The organism is Haloarcula quadrata (assembly GCF_003634715.1).
Classification (GTDB): domain Archaea; phylum Halobacteriota; class Halobacteria; order Halobacteriales; family Haloarculaceae; genus Haloarcula; species Haloarcula marismortui.
The window spans coordinates 593,353-614,710 of the sequence record NZ_RBWW01000001.1 but is presented as its reverse complement, the minus strand read 5'-3'; the positions used below and the strand labels follow the sequence as shown (position 1 = coordinate 614,710).

The following is a 21,358-nucleotide window of genomic DNA, read 5'->3' as shown; positions in this document are numbered from 1 at the left end:
ACAGGCAGAACCTCCTACGGGGTAGTATACTTATGCAACACGTGAAGATTCCGCAGGACCGTATCGGTGTGTTGATCGGTGAAGGCGGTGAGACCATGCGTGAAATCGAGTCGCGTGCAGAAGTGCGGCTGGATATCGATTCCGAGGACGGCACGGTGAAAGTCGAGTCCGTCGGCGACCCCGTGACGGCGCTGAAAGGCCCCGACATCGTGAAGGCCATCGGCCGCGGGTTCGCGCCCGACGACGCGCTGGCGCTGCTCGAAGACGATATGATGATGTTCGAACTCATCGACATCGAGGCCGCCTCCCGCAATAAGAACGACTTCCGCCGCCAGAAGGGCCGGCTCATCGGCGAGGGCGGCCGGACGCGGGAGCTCATGCAGGAACTCTCCGGCGCGGCCGTCGTCATCTACGGGTCGACGCTGGGCATCATCGGCGGCCCGGAGCAGGTCGACGCCGTCCGGGAGGCCGCCGAGATGATTCTGGACGGGGCTCCCCACGGCTCTGTCTACTCGTTCCTCGAACGCAAGCACAACGAGATGAAACACAAAGGTCTCGAATACCACCAGTTCACCGGGTAACGCCGGCAGTTCGACTGCGTGACTGGCGATTGCGCGCCATGGAGCAGTATACGCGCGCACGGTCGCTATCAGGTCCCATCAGGGGCGCACCACAGCGTTTTGCCGGAACAGACCCTACAGGCAGGTATGCCGACCATCGCCGAGACGCACATCATCAACCGCGAGCGCGTCCAGCCCACTCACGCGAACAACTACCAGAGCGCCCACGGCGGCATCGTCATGAAGTGGATGGACGAAATCGGCGCGATGTCGGCCATGCGGGCCGCCAGAGAGACCTGCGTGACCGCACAGATGTCCCGCGTCGATTTTGAGCGCCCGATTCCCATCGGCGACACCGCTCTCATCGACTCCTACGCCTACGCCACGGGCCGAACCAGCGTCCGGGTCCGCATCGAGGTCGCACGCGAGGAGCCACACACGGGCGAAACAGAGGAGACGACCAGCGCGTACGCCACCTTCGTCGCAGTCGACGACGGGAAACCAACGCCGGTCCCTGAGCTAACTGCCGAAAGCGAGGAGTGCAAACGGTTGCGCGAAACGGCACTTGCAGAAGAGCCGGAGCGGTAGCACCCGGAAACCGATAGCAAAACATCGTCGCTTGGCCACTAACTACGGTTTTCTGCAGTCAAGTAGCGACTGCTACGGGGTTTCAAAGTAATCGAGCATATCCAGCACCGCGCCCATAATGAAGCTGATGACACTGATGACCAGAACAAGCCCAGTGAGAAGCGTCGAAATCGGTGGGTTCAGCAGAAACTGGAAGCCAGCGATAAATACGCAGGTGACCATCCCGACGACCAGGAGAAACGAGCCTGCGCTTGGGTCCTCACCGGTGAGAAATTCGAGGCCATTGAGGAAGCCCGACGTCTGTGGCTGTTGTTCCTCAACGACGTCTTCACTCATTGTCGGCCTCAGACTGTGCCGTCGCTGCCTCCTGAATAATCTGTACGAGATGCGATACCCAGAGTCCGCCGGTAAATCCGAACAGAGCGGAGACGACGACAGCTTTGGTGAGGGTGCCAAGTGGAGAGGCCGCCGCTATCAGACAGAGCCCTCCGAAGAGGAGCATCATGCCGTACTGGATTCGTGTGTCGAGGTCAATGCGTGCGATGGTCTGTGTGAAGGTTGAGCTCATGTGGTGGTGGCTGGTCGGGCCGTGCTTACGCGTCGTTTGCTACACTGCTGTGAATCGACGGCAACCCCTGCTCAGTTAGCGTCCGCTTGGAGCAGCCGTTTGATTTCACGGTGCGAAGTGAGGGAGGCCGAAGACGGTTGTCGGCCAGAAACCGAGGAGCTGGGCCGACTGTCTGTCGCCGCGGACAGCGTAGAAATACAGCGCCAGCGCAACGGACGCCAGAGCGGCGGTCGCTTTCCGATTGCGACGCCGCGTCTCCCTTTCCCTGCGTGGTACTCACATGCAACGTTAGGCCTACTCCGGTATATCCCTTTGCAAGGGGTCAGCAGAACTGACGGCCTCAAAACCTCATAGGAGACCGATATTCGGGATTATAGCTGCCACTGGCACACCATCCACTTACGAACCGCCAGAAGCCTGCGCAATTGGTTCCTCGTAAAAAGCCTCAGCGGGACACACGGCGAGGTTGCGCAGAGATGGACCTCCGCGAAGCTCGTTCGTTGCAGAAAGCATGGGCCGGTTGAACCAGAGGAAGACTCTCAGTGGTCGTCTTCCAAGGATTCAAATCCCGCTCCCGTGTCACACGCTCACGGGAGTCGCGCGGAGATGGAACTCTGCGCAGATAGTTTGCGTGAGAAGCCTAGGCCGGAATTTGAATCCGGGGTCTCGTCCTTACCAAGGACGCGCTTTACCCAAGCACTCTCTGGCCTGTTTTCGGGCAGTTATTGCCGGAGAGTGTTCCACTTCGGCCCTTCTTATGATATTATAGTAACTCTGTTTTTATAAATCGTGGGGTGGGAGCGGTGTATGTCGAACCAAGACCAATCCGTTTCGATAATTTTCGGGGTAATAGCCTCTCTCCGACGGGCGAAAGAAGTTCACGTATCCCGACTGATAGTACAGGCATGAGCAACGAACAGAACCAGAATGAGATTCGCATACCAGCCGACGAAGAGGAAGTAATCGAAATGGCTGGCGCAGAGACAGACGAGGAAAAGAACCTCGCAGTCGCACAGGCTCGTCTAATTGGCGACCTGTGATTTAGGACAGGCTGAACCGGGTTTTGACCGGCTCTATCTGAACGTTCTCATTCCCTTTGACAGCGATTTGCGCGAATCTCGGAAGCGCCCCTGCGAATTGCGCAATCTCGTCTGAATCCAACGTGCCGAGTTCAAATTGAGTGAGTGTAGTATCCGCAACCTGCTCTGTGTGGATATGCTGAACGTCGAAATCAAACGGTTCCGCGAGAACATCGCCGTATTCGCTCTCCCACCATCCTTCTCCCATCCCATGATGTTCCCACCGAACTGTAAGAAGCGCCTTTCCCTCGAACGGACGAAGGACAAGACGCTTCAGACGATACCATCTGGTTTCCTTCTCTCTAACTTCAACGCGGTCTATAGCAACTACAAACGGTTCCTCCACGAACTTTCCTTCCTGAAGTCGGTCTGCCAGAAATCGTTCTTGCTCTCGAACGGTGGTCAAGGAATTAGCCTTACTCCGATACGCGATGTATCCCGACACCAACAAAGTGGCTACAGTAACAGCGTCAATAACAGAAACATCACCGAGAGCAGGAAGCGTCTGCATTGGAATCATTATGTGTAGAACCGATTAGTTTCCATCCCTCTGTTCGATTCCATCCATCTTGCTCCCCGGAATCTCACTGTACGCCTCTTCTATCATCTTCTCACGAGTAATCGTGAGTTCAACAATCACGTTCACCAACTCGAATAGACGAAGGGCAGTCTCGCGGTCGTCAGGACTGTATATTTCCCCTGCGTGAACGTAGTCATTACCGGTCACTCGAACAGCGTCTAACGCTTTCTGAATCCGTTCATCAATCCGCCCTTCCTCAACCAGTTCCCCGATACCGTTGTAGAGACTCTGGTCTTCATTCCCGGTCAGGTCTTGTACCAATTTTTCCATAGCGAGGCGGAGAAGAGCGGCGGAGGCCTTGGGAGAGTCATCGACAATCTGTCTGGCTTCATTGAAGTCCTCACATACCTCGTCCGGCATATCGTCAGTCGGCTTCGGGGCCGAGGACGCTTGTGGGTATATCATTTCCTCATCTACCCATAGGTGGTGATTATCGCACTTCGTGCAACGTGCCACTTGTCCGTCTAAAATCTGACTCCGACCTCCTTGCCGATTCCGGGCCTGAAGGTCTTGCCAGCGCTGGTGAGCGAAAACTCCGCAATGTGGACAGTGAAATGCGTCTTCGTCTGCCTGTGGTGGAACGTAATCGTTCATGTTGTGTGATTGTTGTACAGAGACGAGAAAAACCTCCTGCTACCACGGTGAAAGTGGTCATCACTACCGAACCCATTACTGGTAAACTCCCGTAGTAGCGAATATGACCTTCCGCCTACCTGAAGAGCGTGTCCCCGAAACAGAGCCGTGGCGCGACCGTAAGTTTCTGCGTTGGGCGTACCATGAGCGCGGGCTGTCGCCAAGGACGATTGCCTTCGAGTTGGGCGTAGAGACGGCCCGCGTGACCGTCTACATGGAAAGCCTCGGGATACTCCGACCGTGGCGACACGAGGATACCCTACGTCGCCTGCATGTCGAACAGGGGCTTTCAGCGGACGAGATAGCGGCCCGCGACGAGTTCGACTGTTCCCCGACGACTGTCCGGAAGTATCTCTCTCGATACGGCCTGACCAATGAAGACCCCGACGACGTGACCTATGGCCGATTGGACGAACTCAACTCCGTGTGACCGTGTAGTCTCCTATTCCGCCCTTGGGATTCTTGTCGGTGGCCCCGATTGCTTCGTTCATGTCACTCCTTTCGCCATATGCTCCGTTCTTCAACTGGTTACTGAAATGGGGTCAAGTTCTCGGAGCGCTCGGGTCGATTATTTTGAGCGGTCTACTTGTGTGGCTCTATTACCAGCAGTATGAACTGTTGAAAATAGAACAGATGCCCTCGCTTGAAGTCTCGGATTGGGAGATGAACGGAGACGAGATTACGCTCTACCTTTCAAATTTCGGTGAGGGTTTAGCCAAGAATCTACGTCTTCGTACAACGGTCGAGTTTCCCACGGAAGACGACGTGAACATGGTTTCCGATTCTCGAAGTCGGGATAGCGTCGAGGTGGTCACAGTCGAACACAACATACACCGGTACGAAGAAGGGGAGAAATTGAGAGAACGCGACATTATGGGTACTGAAAGAAAAGTCGAGTTTCGAGGGGAACCACCATTCCCCGACCCGAATGGTCAAGGCTACGGGAATTTTCAGTCGGGAGTTGGTGAGTCACTGCGACATGAAGTCTTTGAGTTCTGTTTTTGGATTGATGTGGTATATGAGACGGAATTTGGCGAAGAGAAGAGTGTACCTGTAACGGTTCCCGGACGCTGGTTTGATATTGAACCGGAAGAAGGGAAGAAACTCTTTCAAACACGGCCTAATGAGATTACCTACGAATACATTTTCAACAAGAGTGCGTTCGCTTCAAGCCGACCAGATGAATGACGTTGGGAACCGAAGTGTTCGGAGCAATGACAGGGCTACTAAAAATATAAGAAAGCCACTGTTGGACGAGTTCACCAGAACGGGATACTTTATGACTGTCAGCGGCCCGTTTTCGCCCCTCACTTCTGCGCTCCCGCCCTCGAAGTCTGCCGCCCGAGTGGGCCATGCTGTCGAAGGCGACCGTCACGACCGGCTACGCGGCCTGTACGAGCCACAATACTGCTTCACGAGTGCATGAAAATCGGTGGGTTCGACCATCGCTGATACGGACTCTCAATCAGAGAGCGTGACCGCTCACACATTTCGACCCCTCTCGAATCACCCCACCCCTGCCCCCGGCTGTCCCGGCCCGCCCGGTGCTGGCGACCCCCGTCCCCCGCCGGGGCCAGTCCCCCCGGTGTCCCACACCCTCACTCGGCCCACCCGGTCTACGGGTACCCACCCTACCCCTGCCTCTCTGCGCTCTTCTGGTTCCTGTATCTGATATGTGCGTGTGTAGCAGGGTGTGATACAGGTGGCGCTGGCCCACCATAGAGACAGCCCCCGTGGCCCGTAGAGTGGTGCTACGACCCTCTCACGCCGTCTAAAACGCTGTTGGAACTCTTTAGAACCGGTTTTCTCCTGTTTCGGGGGTCATTCCGAAATGGGGGATAACCGTAGAGAGAATCGAACTCTCACAGACGATTCGGGGTCTGATTCATCCCCTCACTTGGGATGACACGGGGTACCTCTCTCACAAGCCCTGAAGGGACTCCGACACCTCAATCGGAGAGCCGCTACCGGAGAATAACTTTCGGTAATTTCCGCACCGACTTCTATTAACAGAGTCGAACACACCCTCTAATAACAATTATGAGTAGGGCTGTTCGGGCACTATAATATATTCTGATATGGATATCACTTTGAGTTATTCGGCGTCGTTCCACACATACGCCGCCGCGTCGGGAAGGTCGTCGTACTTGGTCACGAATCCGTTCTCTGCGAGGGCTTTGGCCTTCTTTTGGGCGCTTCGCTCGTTGACCTTCGTCCCATTTTCGATTTCGGTCACTGTTCCACCTTTACCACCTCTGTCCTGAAGGAACTCGGCTACCTCTCGGGTGTCCTCGCTGAACAGAACGAGGTGCGCCGCTTCGCTCGGCACCCATTCGGGAAGCGCCGCCGTGTTCACGTAGACCGTCGTTGGTTCGGTGTCGCGTCCAAACCGAAGCACGTCCTGAAGCGTCTGCCGCTTCATGTGTCGGTGAATCTTGTTGCCGAACTCGCCGTAACTCTTCGCTGTCCCGCGCTTCCCGTTCGACCTGACTGTCTCGCCCGCATACGCACCCCATTTCTTGATGTAGGGGTCGCCGTAGTGCCGAGAGCCGGAGACGAACCCGAGGTGTTTGTCCTTGAATCCTCGGTAACTCAAGACGTTGCTGAAGTTCCGAGAGGTACCAACATAGTCGAATAACTCGCCGCTGTTGTACCCCGGATACACGTTATCAATCGCCTTCTTGCTCGTGATTAAGCCCGGTTTATCGCCTTCTTTTCGGTGTATCCAATGCGCGATTTTGGTGTCTTTCTTTGCGGTGATACGCCCTTTTGCGTCATTCTGGTATGGCTTCAGGTGGTCATTCGTCCGAATGATGGTCTGGTTCAGCACGTCCGAGACGTACTTTCGCTTCGCGCGGTCTTCGAGAACGTCACGGTGCGAAAGGTCGAGTCCGGTCGCTATTCGCCACATCGCGGGCGTCGGAGTCCCGTCTAAACCAAGGAAGCCGTCGGCAATATCGAAATTCGGTGGATTGAGAAGGTACATCGTATCTTCGTCTCGGTCGCGCACGCAGATGGCGTTTGAGTTGATACCCGAGGGGTCGATACCATGCAAGTCAGCCCAATCTGAAACGGGTAGCCGTTCCCACCCATTCCCTAACTCATGCCCGGCCAGTAGCGCGAATGTCAGGGTTGGGGCGAGTGCATGATACTCTTTGTTCGGAGATTTGAGAACGTTGCTGGTGTCCTGATAGAGGCCGTGTTCTCGGAGCCAATTGAGGGCTTCAGCATACCGGTCGTTGTCAGGCTGTGCGTTCAGCACGTCCTGATAACTGTCGTAGCGTAGGGTGACATTCTGAAGGAAGCGGTTAACGACCTGTTCCGGGTTCTCGAACTCGGTTTCAAACTCACTCACCGAGAACTCGTCTTTAACCACGAAGCGCCCCTTCAGGTACTCGTCTCTGTAGGCATGGCTCGGGTCGCCAATTAGAACGTCAGGTGCCGACGGGTCGAAGTCAAGCAGTTCGAGATACCTACAGTCCCCACCACACCGTATATCGTCAAGTCGGTCATGGATTTCACGGCCACCGACGCCGTTATCGTATGCCTTCACGGCTCGACCGTCGTAGTGGTCTTGGTCGCTCTTATCAAACGCAGGACAGTCCTTGTACGGTGTCGGTATGCGCTTGTAAGTGAGTCTGAACTGGTCGCACAACTCTTCAGCGTCTCTCTTCAGGTAGTCTCGGGACGCAAGGTAGAGTAACAACGTTTCTGTCTCACTGGCGGCGTTCAGGGACGAATATGACTTGCCCGAAGCGGGCAGTGCTTCGAGTAGCACATTCCCGTGTCCATTGTAGATTCCTCTGATTGCTTGTTCCACGCGGCGTCGAACGCCGTCCAAAGTGGGGGGCCTATACGGTGGATTCTTACTGATAGCGTTCGTACTTTGCATTGTCGTTCACGTCCACGACAGGGGAACGGGCCAGCCCGCCAAGGTCGCCCTTCCCTCTTCCTCGCAACCGAACGGATAGCGGTGCGTGTCGTGTGGTTGGTTCACCTACTTTCTCGGGACACTAAAAGTGTCGTACAGGCGTACCTCAAGGCTTCACGCGAGCGCATAGGATTTCTCTGATAGGGCTATTGAGAGCGACTACACTTCAGAACGGACTTGATATAGGGGAGCAGTCAATTCAGAATTACATTCTGCACATCGTACTTCCCCGCTATCTGTTTGGATTTTCATTGATAACGAACCGCAGTCACACTCTCTCACTTCTGTCCACTCGCCATCATTGAATGTCTGATTCCGAATTCCAACACTTGCGATAGACTGTCCATTTCTTTTATGGTAGTTGTCACGAACAGACTGGGAAATTCTATTTTGAAGGTCTTGCCTCTGTTCCGTACTAAACTCGTGGTATCTCTCTATACAAACAGAGGCCTCACTCACACCTGACCACCATTTGAGAACAAAATCAACGAGTTCTTCGGTACGGTTTTCGATTGCCTCTCTACCCCATTCAACATCATCAGGGTGCGGAAGTTCTCTCAAGTGCTGTTGGTTTGAATTATCATAGGTCTCTTCCCACTTTTGTCGATAAGGTTTGTTGCTTGCGTGTGGATTATCATCAGGACTAATGAGAGCGAGATTACCCAAGGAATTCACACATTCTTCATGCTCTTCAATGCGTTCTTCCGGTAACTCTCTCGGGTTTTGTGGCCAAATGTGTTCGAGTTGTACCCGTCGACTTCCCATACCAACACCCGTGAACTCACGGAAATCGGCAATTGGCGACTCGCCACTGTTTTGCATTCTCAAATATCTTTCATATTCATACAGCAGGTAAACAATCGAGGTCTCGCCAATTCCGCCCCACCTATCATTACCGTTGACAACATCTGGTTGGCGAAGATAGTCTGCGATAAGATAATCTGGACAGTATCGACCAAGGTCATCCTCAATTTCCTTTACAACGTATTCATAAGCGGCTTCCGCTGTCTCAAAGACTTCTTCCGGGGGAGTATGGCCTTCGCCAAAAATATCCTTTGCAGTCTCACTTCGTCCGACCCATGAGACCGGGTAAGACATTTTTCGCACATGGGCACGCCTCTTATCCGCCCGAGAGTTAGATATTTGATATAATCGAAACGCATGAGTTCGGCACAACTGTATCGTTCTCAAAAACTCTTCACTATGCCCAAACGTCCTGCCTGCACTCATTAGCAAAGACAGATAGTTGGTCTGTTTCCCTATAGCGTTGAAACTTTTTAGTGCAGATACTATTTCTCTTTCAATCTTTGTTGGATTATTGGCTTCCCGAATTATAACGTCTGGATTCGTGATTTTGCGGAATTCTTCCGCCGCTGTTCTCATATCTTGCATATACGCATCAATCCAAACCTTCTGTTCTTCGGGTGGACGGGATTGTGGAATATGAGCCGGAATCCGCTTCACTCGACGGTGTATATCTGTGATTGTACTTGTCTCGAAACTGTATTCGCCGGAGAATAATCGCCAGTGTTCTCGTACAAATCTATCAACAGACTCTTCGCCACCGTTTTGTGAAACTTTCTCAATTACAGCCCCAATCTTTTGGTAAATATCTTCAGCGAGCGACTCGTCATTTTGTCGGTCTGCACAGAAAATCAAGTAACTTTTTATTTTGTCAATAGTTGTCAGGTCTCGCCCTCTATCGTTTAGTACCTCGAAAAAGCGACCTGCTTCGCTTGTCTGTTCGATAGTGTATGTTGTAACTTGAATATTCGAAAATAACACCTCTGACAATCCGGACAAGAATTCAAGGAAATTGTCTTCTTCATCTTCCTTTTCGTCTAACCAATCATGTATGACATCTTTGGCATTAAGAAGATATCCTTGCGAAGGGATACTCGCAGATACACTATCCGTGTCTTCGGTATTAATAATTATCAAGTCGTAGACTTCTTTTGTCTTTTCTTGTGGCCGAATCCGGGCTTCCCCACGGAAATCAATAAATGTCTCTTCATTATCCTCAATGATTTTCACTACTGGTTCATCATCAATCTCTTCATCCTCATACTCTTTCAATCGTTCATTGACACATTGCAATAATATAGTGACAGTAGTAAGTCGTTGCTGGCCGTCGATAACGTTATATTGGCTTAATTTCCGTCGTGAAACCGTCTTTGTCCCAACATTTTGAAGAACAATCGTTCCAAAATAATGGAAACCTTCAAAATCTGCGTTTCTTCTTCTGTCTCTGTGAAGATGTTCAATATCAGAAAGTAAGTCTTGCACCTCTGAAGTAGTCCATGAATATCCACGTTGGTATTTTGGAACAGTAAATAGTCCGTTTTCAAATAAAAGTCCTAAATCCTGTTGTTCCGCATCTGCCATACTAACACCCTAATGACGGACGGTTAAAAACTGTAAGGGTCAACCTAATACTATAGATGTCTCGATAGTCGGTTATTCGTCGTCACCCACGTTCGGGTTCGGCGTCTCGAAGCCGTCCCTGTAGCAAGGCCAGCAGGGCAGGTCTTCGAAGAGCGGGCTACAGTCGCAGTCTTCGGGACGGTCGTCGTCGCGGTCGTCGGCACCGAACTCTTCGAGGGTCACGCCCCCGTCGGTCGCGGCGAACTTCGGCGTCCCTTCGACGTGCTGACCGAGTTGGGCGTCTACCTCGTCGGCGTCAACCCATGCCGGAACCGGACGCTCGCCAGTGGCGAAGGCGACACGGCGGCAATGCTTGCACTCGACTTCCCGGTATTGGTGGTCAAGACACGTACAGCGTCCCTCACGGGCGTCAACGCGGTACTCTCCGTTCTCGTTCTGTCCGACGACAGTGTAAATGTCGCCGCCTTCAGGGAGAACGGCCATGTACTCGGTGAGCGCCCGCACGTCGCGCTCTTCGAGGTCGTTACTCTCATGCCTCTCGGCGGTCGTAGTATGCATTGGTCTTCACTCCCGAAGACCCACTGCCTGCCTGTCTTCAGCAGGCGGGCTTTTACCGAAATTGCCCCACAGAGACAGTGCGTCTACTATATACTACGTTCTATAATCTTATTATTCTTGGGTATTAATAAGTAACTCAAGATTACTTTGATGAATTAGAGCGCACTCACACAGCCCTACAGAGCCGCAGAGCGCACGTCAGAAACGACGCCCCAATCTACTCGGTTGGACGACGAGCGTCGTGAGCGTAGTCACAGGCTGGTCTACGGCTCCGCTGGTGACACAGGTGTTCCCGAACGGTGGGGTAGAGAACTCAAGACTGCCGTTCATGGCCGAATAGGGGACGAGTCTCTGGCCAGCGCTACTCTTCGCCGTCGGGTTCGAGTTCATTGAGATTTAGTTCGCCAGCGAGGTACGCTTCTCCCTCGTCGGTAAGAACGAACACCGCGTTTCCGTAGTCAGCAATAAGGGACTTCTCGACCAGCACGTCGCACCGCTTGTGAAGGTAAGAGCGAGAGAAGTGGATATTCGGGTGGTTCGCCATTTTCGTCGGCGTTCCACTCTTATGCTCTTGTAGATACTCCAAAATTCGCTCGTCTGCGAGGGTAGTCCACTCCGCCGAGAGACGCATTAATCCGAGAATAGTGGAGTCAGGCGTTAGCACCCACGAATAGTGAACTGAAGAACTCAAAGTGACTATGAGAACGATATAAGTAGTTGCCGCTTAATTGCCATAATGAAATGGAATTGAACCGACGGCGATACCTTACGACTCTCGGAACCACTGCCAGTGCTATCGCTCTCGCCGGGTGTAGCGGAGACGACGGTGGCGATTTCGAGGAAGGCAGTGGCGGCGACAATGGAAACAACAACGACGGGAACAGTGGCGGCGACACCACCAGTGGTGGCAGTGGCGGCGACGGTTCCTCGAACGACATAGAACTGCTTTCGCACGAGATGGTGCGCGAAGACGAAGGTGGCCCCGCTGAAAGCGTGAAGGTAGAAGGTGAAGCCGAGAACGTCAGCGGTGGCGAACTCTCGTATGCCGAGGTCGAAGTGAAGTTTTACGAGGGCGACACGCTGGCCGAGTCGTTCTTGGACAACATCAACGGCTGGTCGGCAGGCGAGACGTGGGGCTTCGAGGTGCAGTATCCGGGTATCGGTGAGGACGCCGCCGCAATCACTGACTACGAAATCAGAGCCGGAACGTCGTTATAGACGCTCGTCCTTTTCCGGTCAGGCAAGCCGACGTGACCGATAGTGATTAACCAACAGCACGCTCGAAAACACCGGCTACGTTGGTCAATCGACTCGGCAATATCACACCCGGAATGGTCGGAATGTCTGCACTATGGATTTGTAGCCAGTCGTTCTGCTTCAACTTCTGTCCCCTCTTCGAGTAGTTCCGACATGGAATGGTGGGTGATTTTGTCGAGTAGGACGCTCACCGATTCAATCGCGTCTCGTGCTTCTGGTCGAAGTCGGTAGTGAGTCTTGCCGTCGATGTTCTCCCGTTCAAAGAACGCACTCGTACCCGGTTCTCCTGTGATTTCAGGTGTCGCATTGACCCTCTTTCCAAAAGCACCGACGACGCCCCTGAACTGGTCTGTCTCACCCCATCGAATCTGGTCGGTGAGTTCACTACTTGCCACCCATTCGTCTCTGTCGCGTTCGTAGAGATATTTCAGCAGAGTGATTTGGCCGCGTGGAATCGACTTCCGCCGAAGTACCTGTTCGAGGGCGTGAGAGTTCATCTATGGTTGACGTTCGCACACCACTCGTTAAAATATTGGTGACGACAAGCTATGATTCGACTCTTCCAAGAGGATTGTGCCACGCTGTCCCGGAGATTCCGGAACCGAGTGCGAACAGGCGAGATAAAACGTTCAGGTAGGAAATCCCGCCTACCAGATTTGCTCTACGGCGCTGTTCCGAGTTTCTGCGTCCGAGTGTAGGTATTTCATCGTCGTGTTCAGGCTCTTGTGTCGCAGTTGCTCTTTCGCGTGGTGTGGGCCGACATGGTTCGCCCAATACGTCGCCACACCGTGCCGGATAGAGTACCACGAGACTTCCCTATGCTCGGGTATCGGAACATCACCGCTCTCGATTACCCGGTGAAGGAGTGCGTTACACGACTTGGAACTGTACGGCGACGATTTCTGCGTTAGCCACAACTCGTCTCTGTCGTCGTACTTGTCCATCGACGCCCGTTCATCGAGCCACCGTTTCAGGGCCTTGGTTGTCCGACCCTTGATGGCACAGTTCCAATGCGCCTCGTTCTTCGTGGCCTCGTCTTTCGGGATGTTCAGTTCGTTGTCTTCGAGATTGACCCACGACACCTTCGCCCGTCCAACCTCGATAGGGCGTAGTCCGGTGTCGAGCGTGACCGCTATCATGGACGGATACTTCCACGAGTTCGCTTCTTTGAACTCCGCCGGGCCGACCTTCTCCTTCGGGATTCCAAGCCGCTGTGCAACGAAGGACTTCAGTTGACTACGTTCGTCGGGCGAGACGGAGTGGTAACTTTTCACCGACGAGTGTTCGAGCGCGGCCTGATACAGCGGCTCGAACGTACTCCGTCGAAGGTAGTCCCGTTCATCACCGTTGGATTGCGAGAGTTCCACGTCGAGTTCCCATTCGTAGTCCGTTCCTCGGACGTGGTTGCTGAAGCGGAAGTATCGCTTAATGTCCTTGGCGTGGTGGAGGACGGTCGAATCAATCATCCCATCCGACTGGTCGAGGACGCGAACGAACTTGTCCGCATGGTCGGGCGTGAACTGTGTGGTGTACTGGTTCTCATACCGCCACAGCCACCGGAAGGCAGTTTCGAGTTTGTAATGGGTGGATTCGAGCGTCGAACGTGCAAGACCCTCGTGCTTCTCGGGGTTCTTTCCGTAGTTGGCGAGCCATGACAGCAGTTCGTGCTTGAAGTCCCGATAGTCGTCTACCATGTTCAGCCCGAACTCTTGCAGGTCGCGCTTCGAGCGTTCGCTGACCAACGGGTACTCGAACTCGTAGTCCTCGGGCGCGGGTGGTATCTCCGCCGATACGGTGTCTCCGCTACCGAGGTTGTCGAGTGGGTCAGTCCGGTTCATCGGGAAGGTTCACCTCCCGAATCGCAAGACAGCGCAATGTCTGACGTTATGGTGTCCTGACAGCTATACGAATCGCAAGACGGCGCGGGGGCGCTCGTGTAGTGAGACGTAACGTTCTTGAGTTCCATTTGTTCTCTCCCAAGAAGGGCGTAAAATGGTGGGAGAGGCGCTGAAACACGCGGAAGCCTAGGCCGGAATTTGAATCCGGGGTCTCGTCCTTACCAAGGACGCGCTTTACCGCTAAGCTACCCAGGCACGCAACAGTGTGTATCCGGCAATTGTCTAAAGTCGTTTCGATTCGAGACCGGTGTGTCGATTAGTATCAGTGGTCGGCGGCGGCCTCGGTCCCGTCGCCGGATGGCTGTTCGGCTCCCGCGCGGGCCCGAAGGGCGTCAGCGACCTCCTCACCGAGCAACTCGGTGTTCTGCGGGAGGCCGTCAGCGGCCAGTTCGGTCGCGTACTCACGGAGTGTCGGGGTGGGCCGGATGCCAGCGGCGGTGACGCCGGCGACCACGGCGAGTTCCAGAATGTCCGTTTCAAGCGCAGTGTCGAGGCTTTCGTCGTCGGTCGTCTGACGGACGGTCTGGTCGTGGCCGAACGAACGGACGACAGAGACGGCAGCATCGGCGGCTTCGGTTCTGGCGAGCAGGTAGAAGCCACGCGAGACAAGGATGTCCGCGATGAGAATATCCAAGTCAGCCGTATCGCGGTTGCCGTTGACCCAGGGGTCGTCGTAGGCCAGTTGGCGAGTAAGCGAGAGCCCCTCGTAGATAAGCTGGACGCCGGCGGCTCTGTCGGCGACGCCGTCAGCCAGGTCAACCGGTGGGTCGCTGGTTGCGCCCGCGCTAACGAGCGTCAGGACGCCGGGCGCCAGCGACGCGTCGTCAAGGCGAGCGTCGATCCGCTCGTGAAGCCGGTCAGGCTCGACATCGTCGACTGCCGCCAACGCCGCTCGGCGAACTGCCGCCACTTCCTCCATTATGAGGGTCTAGCGACGGGAAGGGCAAAGACCTTTGGAAACCGCAGAGTCACAGCAGCCATGGTACAGACCACGAACGGCGATGGTATCCGGACCCTGACGCTTGACCGGCCCGACCAGCGCAATGCGCTCACCAGTGCGGCGCTACGTGACCTCGAAGCAGCCGTCGAGTCAGCGACCGAACCAGTGCTGTATCTCCATGGCGCTGGCGAGGCGTTCTGTGCCGGCGCGGATCTAGACGAGGTCAAGGCCCTCGATGCAGAGAGCGCCGAAGCGTTCGCGGCGCTGGGCCAGCGCGTCGCTCACGCACTGGAATCCTACGACGGGGCTGTTGTTGCCGGTATCGACGGCGCAGCACGGGGCGGCGGCGTCGAACTGGCGCTGGCCTGTGATATCCGTGTCGCAACGCCCGACGCGACGCTGGCGGAAACAGGGGTCAAGCTCGGCCTGTTCGGCGCGTGGGGCGGGACGGCGCGGCTCCCCGACATCGTCGGGACCGGCGACGCGCTCGACATCGCACTCTCCGGCCGAACGCTTGACGCCGAGACGGCGCTGCAGATGGGGCTGGTCTCACGGGTGACTGCGGAGCCTCGGGCTGTCGCTGAAGAGATAGCAGCCGTCGACGCGGACGCGCTTCGAGTGCTGAAAGCACGGATGCGAGACGATGCAGACAGGGAAACACAGGAGCGCCGCGAGCAGCAGGCCTTCGCCGACCTCAACGCGAAGACTGAGTAGGAAAGGGTACAAGACGACGCCTCGCATACGGACCGCCAATGGTCGACTGTGAGTACTGCGGGGAATCGTTCGACGGCGACGACGCCTACCTTGACCATCTCGCCGACGCCCACGACGGCGAACTGGGCGCGATTGATCGACGGCGCGTCGAAGATCATACCGGTGGCGAAGAGGGGAACGCCCTCCCGGTCGGGCCGATTGTTATCGGCGTCGTCGTCGTGCTCGCTATTGGGCTCACAGTGTACGTGACTCAGTTGAGCGGTGGCGACGGCGGCAGCGGAAGTGACGCGGACCTGGTCGGGACAACAGGTGCACAGCCGCTCTCCGCGGTCGAGGCCACCGGGGTCGAAGCGTCGTCACTGGACGAGACCGGCGACAGTGACCGACTGTCCAGTGTGGAACAGTTCCCGGACCGGGGGAACAACCATGTCGAAGAAGGCAGTGCTATCGACTACCAGCGAGTCCCGCCACTCTCCGGGACACACTATGCGTCAACGGTGAGTGCAGGCTTCTACGAAGCGACGCCGCTGCTCGGTTCACTCGTCCATACGCTGGAACACGGCGCGGTCATCGTCTACTACGACCCCGACGAGATTTCCCCCGAAGCCAGACAGAGCCTCCGGGAGTTTTCCAGTGTTCATACCGGCACCTGGCGGAGCGTCGTCGCCGTTCCGAACCCCAACGACGACCCGCGGGCGACCTATGTTGTGACGGCGTGGCGGCACGAGCTAACGATGGACAGCTACGACGCCGAAACGGTCCACGCGTTCCTCTCGGAGTATCTGGGTCGCGGCCCGGAGAACCCGGTTCGATAGCGACTGAAACGAAAACAGACTCAGTACAGCGGGTCCGGACCCGGCGGCATCGCTCGCTTATGGGCGCTCGATTCGTACATCTCACGGACAGTCTCGACGACATCGAGCGGGACGCCGAGCTGGTCGGCTGTCCCGGCTGCCGGAACACCGCCGTCGATGTGCAGGGCGAGAATGGAGTCGAGCGTGTCGTAGTCCATCCCCATCTCGTCGGCGTCGGTCTGGCCGGCCCACATCTCGGCGCTGGCGGTCTTTTCGGCGAGGTCGTCGGGGACGCCGACGTGTTTCGCCAGCTGTCGGACCTGTTGCTTGTACAGCGCCGCGATGGGGTGGCAGTCGACCGCACCGTCGCCGTACTTCGTGTAGTAGCCGACCAGTGCCTCGCTGCGGTTTCCGGTCCCAAGGACCAGCGCCTGTTCGTGGTTGCCGACGAGATAGTTTAGCACCGCCCGACAGCGAACACGGAGATTGCCGACGGCGAGCTGGTCGCCCTCGGCGTCGGGGTATGCATCGAGGAACGTGTCGACCAGCGGATTGATCTCGATAACGTCGTACTCGATGCCGAGCAGGTCGTTAGCCACCCGCTCGGCGTCGCTCATGTTGTCAGCCCGGTTGACCTCGCTGGGCATTACGAGCCCGTGAACGGCGTCACGGCCAAGCGCTTCGACGGCCAGATGCGAGACGAGCGTGCTGTCGATGCCGCCCGAGAGCCCCATCACCACGGTGTCGACACCGGCGGCGTCGACCTGTGCCTCGATGAACGAGGTGATATGGTCGCGGTGCGCCTCCAACTCAGCCTCGGAGAACGTCAGGTTCAGCGGCTCATCGGCACGGACAATGGATTCGGCCGTTGCCATGTCTTCTAGTTGGACGGACGGAACTAATACCCATCTATCGACCTGATATTTTCGGACACGCGTCCAGTCAAAACGCTACGTTCAAGTGCAGTCGCTGTTGACAGTTCGGTACGGGGTTCGCAGGTCCGACCGACCTGCAGTCTACCACAGCGCGCCGGTGGGGAACGGTTCCGCAGGAACCGCGAGCCTCGGCGCGACTGCAACGAGCGCCGGTGGTCCAGTGGTAGGACATTGCCTTCCCAAGGCAATAGCCCGGGTTCAATTCCCGGCCGGCGCATTTTGTTGCGAGTAATTCGCGAGCAGTAAATGCAGTAGCCGGGAATTGCACCCTATCAGTCGCAGCCCGGAAAGCGAACGCAGTGAGCGACCCGGAACGTCTGAGTCTGGTTCAATTCCCGGCCGGCGCACTCCCTTCTGTCGTTTACCGCTATGAGCGACACAACCCGCGGACCGCGGGATACTTGTCGGGGCCGGGCATACCCAGAGCCAACAGATGGACGCGCCGCTGTGGACGGAGACACACGCCCCGGAGTTGTCGGATATCCGCCAGCCGAAGGCCCGCGAGCACCTGCAGGGAGCCATCGAGGAGCCGATGAATCTTCTGGTCCACGGGCCGAAGGGAAGCGGGAAGACGGCCGCTGTCCGGGCCTTTGCCCGGGAGGTCCACGAGAATCCCGACGCGGACTTTACCGAACTCAACATGGCCGACGTGTTCGGCATGACAAAAAAAGAGGTCTCGAACGACCCGCGGTTCGCGTCGTTCATCGACAGCAAGCGACGGCGCGAGTCCTCGAAGGCCGACCTCATCAACCACGTGCTCAAGGAGTCCGCCAGCTACTCGCCGGTGTCGGGCAGCTACAAGACCATTCTGCTGGACAACGCCGAGGGGATGCGCGAAGACTTCCAGCAGGCGCTACGTCGGGTGATGGAGCAGTACTACGAAGCGACGCAGTTCGTCATCGCGACGCGTCAGCCCTCGGCTGTTATCCCGCCGATTCGCTCGCGGTGTTTCCCGGTCGTGATGCGCGAGCCGACCCACGAGGAGACGGCGTCCGTCCTGGAAGATATCGTCACTGCGGAGGGTGTCGACCACGACGACGACGGCATCGAGTACGTCGCCGGGTACGCCGAAGGCGACCTCCGGACGGCAGTGCTGGCCGCCCAGACGACCGCCGAAGCCGAGGGCGAGGTGACGATGGACGCCGCCTTCGAGACGTTGAACGCCGTCGAAGCCGACGACCAGGTCGAGCAGATGGTCGACGCGGCCGAAGACGGGCGTTTTACCGACGCCCGGTCGACACTCGATGACCTGCTCGTCGACGAGGGGTACGGCGCGTCCGATATCCTCGATGACGTGCTAGAAGTGGCCCGGTCGCGCTACTCCGGAGACCGACTGGCCGAGATTCACACGATGGCCGGCGAGACGGATATGGCGCTCGTCGACGCGGCGAACGAGCGAATCCATCTCTCGCACCTCCTCGCACAGCTGGGCGAGCGGTAAGGGACGGCGTCCAGCCGATATCGCTCTGGAAGTGCTGTACCGGACACAGCTAGCCGCTGCAGCACGTTCCCGTCTCATCACCGAACCGCGGGACAGCGCGGTGACACGGAATCGCGGACGGAGACGGCGTCAACCGCTTCGAAATCCTTTTACGCGCTTCGGCGGGTAGATACGGACAACGAACCATGGATATCGACATCATCGAAGAAGACGAGAATCCCATGTTGCACCGCACGGACGTCCGGTTCGAGGTCGTCCACGACGAAGCCACCCCATCCCGTCTCTCTGTCCGCGACTCTCTTGCGGCCACGCTGAACAAGGACGCCGAGGAAGTCGTCATCCACAAGCTCGACACCAAGTTCGGCATGCGGAAGACGGTCGGCTACGCGAAGGTCTACGACAACCCCGAGTACGCCCGTGACGTCGAGCAGGACCACATGCTCGAACGCAACAAGATCGTCGCCGACGGCGAAGAGGAAGCGGAGGAAGCATAGATGCCACACAACGAGTACTACAACGACGACGGCGAACTCGACCGCGAGACCTGCCCCCGGTGCGGTGACACCGTCCTCGCCGAGCACGAGGACCGCCAGCACTGCGGTAAGTGCGGCTACACCGAGTGGAAGTAAGGCCGCCCGATGCGTATTCTGGGTATCGAAGGTACTGCCTGGGCAGCCAGTGCTTCGGTGTTTGAGACGCCGGACCCGGCGCAGGTAACCGACGACGACCATGTTTTCATCGAAACTGACGCGTACGCGCCAGACAGCGGCGGCATTCACCCGCGCGAGGCCGCCGAGCATATGGGCGAGGCCATTCCGGCCGTCGTCGAGACGGCCATCGAGCACGCACATGGGCGAGCCGGCAGGGACGGAGACGACAGCGCACCGATCGACGCCGTCGCCTTCGCCCGCGGTCCGGGGCTGGGACCCTGCCTGCGAATCGTCGCCACGGCTGCCCGGGCGGTCGCCCAGCGGTTCGACGTGCCGCTGGTCGGCGTGAACCACATGGTCGCCCACCTCGAAGTGGGCCGCCACCGCTCGGGCTTCGATTCGCCGGTGTGCCTGAACGCCTCCGGCGCGAACGCCCACATTCTGGGCTACCGGAACGGCCGGTACCGCGTGCTGGGCGAGACGATGGACACCGGCGTTGGCAACGCCATCGACAAGTTCACGCGCCACATCGGCTGGTCCCATCCCGGCGGGCCGAAGGTCGAACAGCACGCTCGGGACGGCGAGTACCACGAACTGCCCTACGTCGTCAAGGGGATGGACTTCTCCTTCTCGGGTATCATGAGCGCCGCCAAGCAGGCTGTTGACGACGGCGTCCCAGTGGACGATGTCTGTCGCGGGATGGAGGAAACCATCTTCGCGATGCTGACGGAAGTCTCCGAGCGGGCGCTGTCGCTGACCGGGGCCGACGAACTGGTGCTTGGCGGTGGCGTCGGCCAGAACGACCGCCTCCAGCGGATGCTCGGTGAGATGTGTGAGCAACGCAAGGCAGAATTCTACGCTCCGGAAAACCGCTTCCTGCGGGACAACGCCGGGATGATAGCGATGCTCGGCGCGAAGATGTACGCGGCTGGCGACACCATCGCCATCGAGGACTCCCGCATCGATTCGAACTTCCGGCCCGACGAAGTGGCCGTCACCTGGCGGGGACCCGAGGAGTCGGTGGACAGCTACCGGACGAGAGGCGACGAAGTTCAGGGCGCAGAGGCGACCGTCCGCTTCGATGGGGACCAGGTGATCAAGGAGCGCGTGCCGCGGAGCTACCGCCACCCGACGCTGGACGAGCGTCTCAGGACTGAGCGGACCCGGCAGGAAGCCCGGCTCACCAGCGAGGCGCGCCGCAACGGCGTCCCGACGCCGCTGGTCCGAGATGTCGACCCACAGGAGTCGCGCATTGTCTTCCAGCGCGTGGGCGACACAGACCTCCGCGAGGGGCTGTCCGAGGGGCGGGTCGCGGACGTTGGCCGCTGGCTCGCTCGCATCCACGACGCCGGCTTCGTGCACGGCGACCCGACGACCCGGAACGTCCGGGTGGGTGGGCGTGGCGAGCAGGCGGACCGGACCACCCTCATCGACTTCGGCCTCGGGTACTACACGCAGGAGGCCGAGGACCACGCGATGGACCTCCACGTCCTCGCACAGTCGCTGGCCGGCACTGCCGACGACCCCGAACGGCTGCTGTTGGCCGCCGAAGACGCCTACCGGACCGAGAGCGACCACGCCGACGCGGTGTTCGCCAGCCTCGACGACATCGAGGGTCGGGGCCGGTATCAGTAGGGCTGTGCGGTGGCGGGGGCAGTAGACACCCAGGGGAGGTAAGCATACCGCGGCCGAAGGCCGCGGTTTCACGCGAATCGCTCCGCGATTCGTGCCTTTTTCGCCCACGTTTTTGCAAGCGGGGGTGCCCGCAGGCCGCACCGCGGCCGAGGACACCCCTCGCAGCAAAAAGGTGGTGGACAAATGGTTTAACCTCGGCCCGAATAGAACGC

At 57.5% G+C, this 21,358-nt stretch carries 24 protein-coding genes and 2 tRNA genes; 13 read left to right on the top strand and 13 right to left on the bottom strand.

Going from position 1 to position 21,358, the window contains the following annotated elements; translation table 11 throughout:
- Nucleotides 1-32: 32 nt before the first annotated feature.
- Together BDK61_RS03190 and BDK61_RS03185 are read left to right on the top strand one after the other, a co-directional pair.
- Nucleotides 33-581, top strand: coding sequence for a KH domain-containing protein (locus BDK61_RS03190; protein ID WP_005537076.1), 549 nt, complete (start codon nt 33-35; stop codon nt 579-581).
- Nucleotides 582-707: 126 nt separating this feature from the next.
- Nucleotides 708-1,148, top strand: coding sequence for an acyl-CoA thioesterase (locus BDK61_RS03185; protein ID WP_004959235.1), 441 nt, complete (start codon nt 708-710; stop codon nt 1,146-1,148).
- Nucleotides 1,149-1,220: 72 nt separating this feature from the next.
- Here the strand turns inward: BDK61_RS03185 and BDK61_RS03180 are convergent, their stop codons facing one another.
- Both BDK61_RS03180 and BDK61_RS03175 read right to left on the bottom strand, forming a co-directional pair.
- Complete coding sequence (locus BDK61_RS03180; RefSeq protein WP_004959237.1) at nt 1,221-1,484, bottom strand: hypothetical protein; 264 nt, start codon at nt 1,482-1,484, stop codon at nt 1,221-1,223.
- Nucleotides 1,477-1,716, bottom strand: a complete 240-nt coding sequence (locus BDK61_RS03175; protein WP_004959240.1) for a hypothetical protein — start codon at nt 1,714-1,716, stop codon at nt 1,477-1,479. Before BDK61_RS03175 ends, BDK61_RS03180 begins: the two co-directional genes overlap by 8 nt.
- 905 nt (nt 1,717-2,621) lie before the next feature.
- Between BDK61_RS03175 and BDK61_RS24120 the strand changes: the two genes are divergently transcribed.
- Nucleotides 2,622-2,756 carry a hypothetical protein gene (locus BDK61_RS24120; protein ID WP_279629709.1) on the top strand — a complete coding sequence of 45 codons (135 nt, stop codon included), beginning with the start codon at nt 2,622-2,624 and terminating at the stop codon, nt 2,754-2,756.
- A 1-nt stretch (nt 2,757) separates the two neighbouring features.
- Here BDK61_RS24120 and BDK61_RS03165 read toward each other — a convergent pair whose 3' ends face one another.
- Nucleotides 2,758-3,306: a hypothetical protein gene (locus tag BDK61_RS03165; RefSeq protein WP_121302284.1), complete on the bottom strand. Its 549-nt coding sequence runs from the start codon at nt 3,304-3,306 to the stop codon at nt 2,758-2,760.
- 24 nt (nt 3,307-3,330) lie between these two features.
- On the bottom strand, nt 3,331-3,735 hold the full coding sequence (locus tag BDK61_RS23715) for a DUF4145 domain-containing protein (RefSeq protein WP_208644655.1): 405 nt from the start codon (nt 3,733-3,735) through the stop codon (nt 3,331-3,333).
- Nucleotides 3,736-4,072: 337 nt separating this feature from the next.
- On the opposite strand from BDK61_RS23715, the gene BDK61_RS03155 reads away from it, so the two are divergent.
- Together BDK61_RS03155 and BDK61_RS03150 are read left to right on the top strand one after the other, a co-directional pair.
- Nucleotides 4,073-4,438 carry a hypothetical protein gene (locus BDK61_RS03155; protein ID WP_121302282.1) on the top strand — a complete coding sequence of 122 codons (366 nt, stop codon included), beginning with the start codon at nt 4,073-4,075 and terminating at the stop codon, nt 4,436-4,438.
- 59 nt (nt 4,439-4,497) lie between these two features.
- A complete protein-coding gene (locus tag BDK61_RS03150) occupies nt 4,498-5,196 on the top strand; it encodes a hypothetical protein (RefSeq protein ID WP_121302281.1) in 699 nt (232 codons plus the stop codon).
- Between the two features lie 907 nt (nt 5,197-6,103).
- Here the strand turns inward: BDK61_RS03150 and BDK61_RS03145 are convergent.
- From BDK61_RS03145 to BDK61_RS03130, 4 genes are all read right to left on the bottom strand, one after another.
- Nucleotides 6,104-7,786 (bottom strand): hypothetical protein, encoded by a 1,683-nt coding sequence (locus BDK61_RS03145; RefSeq protein WP_148709118.1) that lies wholly within the window; start codon nt 7,784-7,786, stop codon nt 6,104-6,106.
- 312 nt (nt 7,787-8,098) lie between these two features.
- On the bottom strand, nt 8,099-10,324 hold the full coding sequence (locus BDK61_RS03140; protein WP_121302279.1) for a DUF262 domain-containing protein: 2,226 nt from the start codon (nt 10,322-10,324) through the stop codon (nt 8,099-8,101).
- Nucleotides 10,325-10,396: 72 nt separating this feature from the next.
- The gene (locus BDK61_RS03135; RefSeq protein ID WP_208644654.1) at nt 10,397-10,882 is read right to left on the bottom strand and encodes a hypothetical protein; all 486 of its coding nucleotides are present in this window, start codon (nt 10,880-10,882) and stop codon (nt 10,397-10,399) included.
- Nucleotides 10,883-11,243: 361 nt separating this feature from the next.
- The gene (locus tag BDK61_RS03130; protein WP_121302278.1) at nt 11,244-11,513 is read right to left on the bottom strand and encodes a MarR family transcriptional regulator; all 270 of its coding nucleotides are present in this window, start codon (nt 11,511-11,513) and stop codon (nt 11,244-11,246) included.
- Nucleotides 11,514-11,623: 110 nt separating this feature from the next.
- Between BDK61_RS03130 and BDK61_RS03125 the strand changes: the two genes are divergently transcribed.
- Nucleotides 11,624-12,100, top strand: coding sequence for an FxLYD domain-containing protein (locus BDK61_RS03125; protein ID WP_121302277.1), 477 nt, complete (start codon nt 11,624-11,626; stop codon nt 12,098-12,100).
- A gap of 131 nt (nt 12,101-12,231) precedes the next feature.
- Here the strand turns inward: BDK61_RS03125 and BDK61_RS03120 are convergent, their stop codons facing one another.
- From BDK61_RS03120 to BDK61_RS03105, 4 genes are all read right to left on the bottom strand, one after another.
- Nucleotides 12,232-12,636 (bottom strand): hypothetical protein, encoded by a 405-nt coding sequence (locus BDK61_RS03120; protein ID WP_121302276.1) that lies wholly within the window; start codon nt 12,634-12,636, stop codon nt 12,232-12,234.
- Nucleotides 12,637-12,786: 150 nt separating this feature from the next.
- Complete coding sequence (locus BDK61_RS03115) at nt 12,787-13,977, bottom strand: tyrosine-type recombinase/integrase (protein WP_121302275.1); 1,191 nt, start codon at nt 13,975-13,977, stop codon at nt 12,787-12,789.
- A 183-nt stretch (nt 13,978-14,160) separates the two neighbouring features.
- Nucleotides 14,161-14,232, bottom strand: a tRNA-Thr gene (locus BDK61_RS03110).
- A 67-nt stretch (nt 14,233-14,299) separates the two neighbouring features.
- Nucleotides 14,300-14,956, bottom strand: a complete 657-nt coding sequence (locus BDK61_RS03105; protein WP_121302274.1) for a DUF7114 family protein — start codon at nt 14,954-14,956, stop codon at nt 14,300-14,302.
- Nucleotides 14,957-15,016: 60 nt separating this feature from the next.
- Here BDK61_RS03105 and BDK61_RS03100 point away from each other — a divergent pair, with 60 nt between their 5' ends.
- Complete coding sequence (locus BDK61_RS03100) at nt 15,017-15,691, top strand: enoyl-CoA hydratase/isomerase family protein (protein ID WP_004959376.1); 675 nt, start codon at nt 15,017-15,019, stop codon at nt 15,689-15,691.
- Nucleotides 15,692-15,729: 38 nt separating this feature from the next.
- On the top strand, nt 15,730-16,506 hold the full coding sequence (locus BDK61_RS03095; protein ID WP_121302273.1) for a DUF3105 domain-containing protein: 777 nt from the start codon (nt 15,730-15,732) through the stop codon (nt 16,504-16,506).
- 20 nt (nt 16,507-16,526) lie between these two features.
- Here BDK61_RS03095 and BDK61_RS03090 read toward each other — a convergent pair whose 3' ends face one another.
- Nucleotides 16,527-17,360, bottom strand: coding sequence for an NAD+ synthase (locus tag BDK61_RS03090; RefSeq protein WP_011224256.1), 834 nt, complete (start codon nt 17,358-17,360; stop codon nt 16,527-16,529).
- A gap of 206 nt (nt 17,361-17,566) precedes the next feature.
- Here BDK61_RS03090 and BDK61_RS03085 point away from each other — a divergent pair.
- From BDK61_RS03085 to BDK61_RS03065, 5 genes are all read left to right on the top strand, one after another.
- Nucleotides 17,567-17,637: transfer RNA gene (locus BDK61_RS03085), tRNA-Gly, on the top strand.
- Between the two features lie 216 nt (nt 17,638-17,853).
- Nucleotides 17,854-18,861, top strand: a complete 1,008-nt coding sequence (locus BDK61_RS03080; protein WP_121302272.1) for an AAA family ATPase — start codon at nt 17,854-17,856, stop codon at nt 18,859-18,861.
- A gap of 185 nt (nt 18,862-19,046) precedes the next feature.
- Nucleotides 19,047-19,355, top strand: coding sequence for a 30S ribosomal protein S24e (locus BDK61_RS03075; protein ID WP_004516108.1), 309 nt, complete (start codon nt 19,047-19,049; stop codon nt 19,353-19,355).
- Nucleotides 19,356-19,490 carry a 30S ribosomal protein S27ae gene (locus tag BDK61_RS03070; protein ID WP_004516109.1) on the top strand — a complete coding sequence of 45 codons (135 nt, stop codon included), beginning with the start codon at nt 19,356-19,358 and terminating at the stop codon, nt 19,488-19,490.
- Between the two features lie 9 nt (nt 19,491-19,499).
- Nucleotides 19,500-21,146: a bifunctional N(6)-L-threonylcarbamoyladenine synthase/serine/threonine protein kinase gene (locus tag BDK61_RS03065; protein WP_121302271.1), complete on the top strand. Its 1,647-nt coding sequence runs from the start codon at nt 19,500-19,502 to the stop codon at nt 21,144-21,146.
- Nucleotides 21,147-21,358: the final 212 nt, after the last annotated feature.

Coding starts and splice junctions, on each gene's coding strand:
- BDK61_RS03075 (WP_004516108.1), top strand. CDS start 19,047: ATGGATATCGACATCATCGAAGAAGACGAGAATCCCATGTTGCACCGC.
- BDK61_RS03090 (WP_011224256.1), bottom strand. CDS start 17,360: ATGGCAACGGCCGAATCCATTGTCCGTGCCGATGAGCCGCTGAACCTG.
- BDK61_RS03080 (WP_121302272.1), top strand. CDS start 17,854: ATGGACGCGCCGCTGTGGACGGAGACACACGCCCCGGAGTTGTCGGAT.
- BDK61_RS24120 (WP_279629709.1), top strand. CDS start 2,622: ATGAGCAACGAACAGAACCAGAATGAGATTCGCATACCAGCCGACGAA.
- BDK61_RS03070 (WP_004516109.1), top strand. CDS start 19,356: ATGCCACACAACGAGTACTACAACGACGACGGCGAACTCGACCGCGAG.
- BDK61_RS03140 (WP_121302279.1), bottom strand. CDS start 10,324: ATGGCAGATGCGGAACAACAGGATTTAGGACTTTTATTTGAAAACGGA.
- BDK61_RS03155 (WP_121302282.1), top strand. CDS start 4,073: ATGACCTTCCGCCTACCTGAAGAGCGTGTCCCCGAAACAGAGCCGTGG.
- BDK61_RS03095 (WP_121302273.1), top strand. CDS start 15,730: ATGGTCGACTGTGAGTACTGCGGGGAATCGTTCGACGGCGACGACGCC.
- BDK61_RS03190 (WP_005537076.1), top strand. CDS start 33: ATGCAACACGTGAAGATTCCGCAGGACCGTATCGGTGTGTTGATCGGT.
- BDK61_RS03135 (WP_208644654.1), bottom strand. CDS start 10,882: ATGCATACTACGACCGCCGAGAGGCATGAGAGTAACGACCTCGAAGAG.
- BDK61_RS03130 (WP_121302278.1), bottom strand. CDS start 11,513: ATGCGTCTCTCGGCGGAGTGGACTACCCTCGCAGACGAGCGAATTTTG.
- BDK61_RS03150 (WP_121302281.1), top strand. CDS start 4,498: ATGTCACTCCTTTCGCCATATGCTCCGTTCTTCAACTGGTTACTGAAA.
- BDK61_RS03180 (WP_004959237.1), bottom strand. CDS start 1,484: ATGAGTGAAGACGTCGTTGAGGAACAACAGCCACAGACGTCGGGCTTC.
- BDK61_RS03100 (WP_004959376.1), top strand. CDS start 15,017: ATGGTACAGACCACGAACGGCGATGGTATCCGGACCCTGACGCTTGAC.
- BDK61_RS03120 (WP_121302276.1), bottom strand. CDS start 12,636: ATGAACTCTCACGCCCTCGAACAGGTACTTCGGCGGAAGTCGATTCCA.
- BDK61_RS23715 (WP_208644655.1), bottom strand. CDS start 3,735: ATGCCGGACGAGGTATGTGAGGACTTCAATGAAGCCAGACAGATTGTC.
- BDK61_RS03165 (WP_121302284.1), bottom strand. CDS start 3,306: ATGCAGACGCTTCCTGCTCTCGGTGATGTTTCTGTTATTGACGCTGTT.
- BDK61_RS03115 (WP_121302275.1), bottom strand. CDS start 13,977: ATGAACCGGACTGACCCACTCGACAACCTCGGTAGCGGAGACACCGTA.
- BDK61_RS03175 (WP_004959240.1), bottom strand. CDS start 1,716: ATGAGCTCAACCTTCACACAGACCATCGCACGCATTGACCTCGACACA.
- BDK61_RS03185 (WP_004959235.1), top strand. CDS start 708: ATGCCGACCATCGCCGAGACGCACATCATCAACCGCGAGCGCGTCCAG.
- BDK61_RS03105 (WP_121302274.1), bottom strand. CDS start 14,956: ATGGAGGAAGTGGCGGCAGTTCGCCGAGCGGCGTTGGCGGCAGTCGAC.
- BDK61_RS03125 (WP_121302277.1), top strand. CDS start 11,624: ATGGAATTGAACCGACGGCGATACCTTACGACTCTCGGAACCACTGCC.
- BDK61_RS03065 (WP_121302271.1), top strand. CDS start 19,500: ATGCGTATTCTGGGTATCGAAGGTACTGCCTGGGCAGCCAGTGCTTCG.